Raw genomic sequence first — 3143 nt, 5'->3', positions numbered from 1 at the left:
TCACGTTATTAATTTCGTTCTGAAAAACAAATTCGCCGTATGGCTGATGACGATTATTGTAACAGCAGCCGGCTTGTATGCGGGTATGAATATGAAGCAAGAATCCATTCCTGACGTGAACATGCCTTACTTGACGATCAGCACGACATATCCGGGCGCGACGCCTAGCCAAGTGGCTGATGAGGTGACCAAACCGGTTGAACAAGCGGTGCAGAATTTGGACGGGGTCAGTGTCGTGACTTCGACGTCCTATGAAAACGCATCGTCTGTCATGATTGAATATGATTATGAGAAAGATATGGACAAAGCGAAAACAGAAGCGGCTGAAGCATTAGAAAACGTCAGCCTGCCTGATGACGCGAAGGATCCGGAAATTTCACGCTACAGCTTGAACTCCTTCCCGATTCTGACGCTGAGCGTGTCCAGTGATAAAGACAATCTGCAAGAGCTGACGAAAAAAGTGGAGGACAGCCTCGTTCCTAAGCTTGAAGGCATAGAAGGCGTTGCTTCCGTCCAAGTATCGGGCCAGCAGGTGGAAGAGGTTGAATTCTCTTTCAAAGAAGACAAACTGAAAGAATACGGCCTTGATGAAGATACAGTCAAACAAGTGATTCAAGGTTCAGATGTGACAACTCCGCTTGGATTGTACACATTCGGAAATAAAGAAAAATCTGTCGTTGTAAGCGGCGATATTGAAACAATAAAAGATTTGAAGAATATGAGAATCCCGATGGCATCTGCTTCAAGTGCAGGCAGCGGCGCAGCATCTCAAGCGGCGGCGCAGAGCGCACAAGCCGCAGCACAGGCGCAGCAAAGCGCAAGCACAGATGTGCCGACGGTTAAGCTTTCTGACATTGCGACAATGAAAGATGTGAAAAAAGCCGAATCTGTTTCACGCACAAATGGAAAAGACAGCATCGGCATCAACATTGTTAAAGCAAACGATGCGAATACAGTAGAGGTTGCCGACAATGTCAAAGATGAGCTGAAGCAGTTCAAAGAAGACCATAAAGGCTTCGACTACAGCGCAACACTCGATATGGCAGAGCCGATTACACAGTCAGTTGAAACGATGTTAAGCAAAGCCATTTTCGGTGCTATTTTTGCGATTGTGATTATTCTCTTATTCTTAAGAGATATCAAATCAACATTAATTTCGATTATTTCTATTCCATTATCATTGCTGATCGCACTTCTTGTGCTGCAGCAGCTTGATATCACACTGAATATCATGACGCTCGGTGCCATGACCGTGGCCATTGGACGTGTGGTCGATGACTCTATCGTTGTGATCGAGAACATTTACCGCCGCATGAGACTCAAAGATGAGCCGCTCCGCGGAAAAGCCTTGGTTCGAGAAGCGACGAAGGAAATGTTTAAACCGATCATGTCATCGACGATCGTGACAATCGCGGTATTCCTGCCGCTCGCACTTGTAGGCGGACAAATCGGTGAATTGTTTATTCCATTTGCCTTAACGATTGTATTTGCGCTTGCCGCATCCCTGGTGATTTCGATCACGCTTGTGCCGATGCTCGCGCACAGCCTGTTCAAAAAATCATTAACGGGCGGGCAGGTCAAAGCGAAAGAACATAAACCTGGCAGACTTGCAAACATCTATAAAAAAGTATTGAACTGGGCGCTGAGCCACAAATGGATCACGTCTATCATCGCCGTTCTGATGCTCCTTGGAAGCTTGTTCCTCGTGCCGTTAATCGGTGCCAGCTACCTGCCGTCCGAGGAAGAAAAAACGATGCAGCTCACATACAGCCCAGAACCGGGTGAAACGAAAAAAGAAGCCGAAGCTGAAGCTGAAAAAGCGGAAAAAATCCTGCTTGACCGCAAGCATGTGGATACGGTTCAGTATTCATTAGGCTCTGGCAGCCCGCTTGCCGGGGGAGATTCAAACGGTGCGTTATTCTATATCAAATATGAAAGCGACACGCCTGATTTTGATAAAGAAAAAGACAACGTGCTGAAGAAAATCCAAGATCAGTCAAACCGCGGAGAATGGAAGTCGCAGGACTTCAGCTCTTCAGGCAATAACAATGAATTAACATACTATGTGTATGGCGATTCAGAAAATGACATTAAAGACACGGTCAAAGACATTGAAAAAGTCATGAAAGATGAAAAGGATCTGAAAAACGTAAGCTCAGGCCTTTCCAGCACATATGATGAGTACACTTTTGTCGCTGACCAAGAAAAATTAAGCAAACTCGGTTTAACTGCGTCTCAAATTTCTCAGGCCTTAATGACACAAACATCACAAGAACCGCTCACAACCGTGAAAAAAGACGGCAAAGAGCTTGATGTGAACATTAAGACAGAAAAAGACGAGTATAAGAGTGTGAAAGATTTAGAGAATAAAAAGATCACTTCTGCGACTGGCAAAGAAGTCAAAATCGGCGATGTCGCAAAAGTGAAAGAAGGATCAACATCTGATACTGTGTCAAAACGTGACGGAAAAGTCTATGCAGATGTCACAGGTGAGGTTACATCTGACAACGTTACAGCTGTATCAGCTGATGTCCAGAAGAAAATTGATAAGCTTGACATGCCTGATAACGTAACGATCGATACAGGCGGTGTTTCCGCAGATATCGCTGATTCCTTTACGAAGCTCGGTTTAGCGATGCTGGCAGCAATAGCGATCGTTTACCTTGTGCTCGTGATTACCTTCGGCGGGGCACTAGCGCCATTTGCGATTCTGTTCTCATTGCCGTTCACCGTCATCGGTGCCCTGGTCGGACTTTATGTATCAGGTGAAACGATCAGTCTGAACGCAATGATCGGTATGCTCATGCTGATTGGTATCGTTGTTACAAATGCCATTGTCTTAATTGACCGCGTGATTCATAAGGAAGCGGAAGGACTGTCTACGAGAGAAGCGCTCCTAGAAGCCGGCTCTACACGACTCCGTCCGATCCTGATGACAGCCATCGCGACAATCGGCGCCTTGATTCCGTTAGCGCTAGGTTTCGAAGGCGGAAGCCAGGTCATTTCAAAAGGACTCGGCGTCACGGTTATCGGCGGTTTGATCAGTTCAACGCTTCTGACACTCTTGATCGTGCCAATCGTATACGAAGTATTGGCGAAGTTCCGCAAGAAAAAACCGGGAACGGAAGAAGAGTAAAAAAACA

General features: G+C 46.0%; 1 protein-coding gene. It reads left to right on the top strand.

Annotated features, from left to right (window positions below; genetic code table 11):
* Positions 1 to 3136: surfactin resistance protein SrfP (gene srfP, locus RAC86_RS37215; RefSeq protein WP_377886814.1), on the top strand; the 3136-nt coding region annotated here is incomplete at its 5' end.
* Positions 3137 to 3143 lie beyond the last annotated feature (7 nt).

The organism is Bacillus sp. LR_5, from assembly GCF_042709275.1.
The sequence above is the reverse complement of the archived record's forward strand: the minus strand, read 5'-3'. Positions and strand labels throughout refer to the sequence as shown.